The sequence below is a fragment of the Mitsuaria sp. TWR114 genome, assembly GCF_007997345.1.
The window spans coordinates 1-935 of record NZ_VOSR01001062.1 but is presented as its reverse complement, the minus strand read 5'-3'; the positions used below and the strand labels follow the sequence as shown (position 1 = coordinate 935).

Here is a 935-nt window from a genome sequence, read left to right as displayed (position 1 = left end):
TGGCCCTCCGGCCGGCAGTCCTCGGCGCCCGGGGCGCCGCCGGCGGGACGGGCCGGCTTGGCGCAGCCCGCGCCGGCATCCACGCCAGCCAGGAAGAAGACCGCGCGCATCGCGGCTTCGTCGAAGAGCCGCGGACGTCGACGCAAATGCAGCGCATGCTGCGCCTCGTCCCAGCGGGCCTGGATGAAGAGGTTGGAGAAGGCCGGGTGCGCCTCGTCGCCGCGCTGCGGCGCCAGCGTGGCCTCGAAGCAGGACACCAGGTCCAGCGCCAGCGGCTGATCGCCGCGGTTGGTCAGCTCGACCTGACGCAATTCGCAATCGTCCTCCGGGCTGACCCACACCGTGGTGCAGCTGTGCAGGTCCGGCCAGGTCGCCTCGAACAGCGCGCGCTCGGCCTGCATGCGCGCCGCGTAGCGCGCGCGGGGATCGGGCGCCGGGCGCGCGGTGTTGCTGAACCAGTCGGCCTCGCCGGCGCGGCGCAGCATGGTGAAGCTGCCGTGCTGATCGCGCAGCAGGTCGTCGCGCCAGCGGGTGATGGCCACGCCGTCCCAGTTGCTGTAGCCACCGCCGTGGCTGCGCAGCACCACCGAGTAGCGGCCGTTGGTCAGCATGTGCGTCAGCGGCAGGGTCTCGGCCAGCGGCTCGCTCTCGCGCACCATGCGCGCCTTGCGGACCGCGCGCTTGCGCGGCAGCAGGTCGGCCGGCGGCGCCTGCAGCGGCGCGACCTCGCGCGGCGCGCGCTCATGCAGCAGCGTCGCCACCGCCTTGACGTGCGGGTCGCTCATCAGCCAGCGCCGCGGCGCGTCGTCGGCCAGCAGGGCGGTCAGCGCGACGAAGCCCATCGCCTGGTGATGCGCCATGTAGGTCCGCACCAGCGTGAAGCCGGCACCGGCGGTCTGGCGCTGCGGTGTGTAGTCCACCGCCTCGATGAAGCC

At 73.7% G+C, this 935-nt stretch carries 1 pseudogene; it reads right to left on the bottom strand.

The features are described 5' to 3' along the window. A pseudogene (locus tag FUT87_RS27380) lies at window positions 1-935 on the bottom strand (carbohydrate-binding protein); the annotation flags it as partial.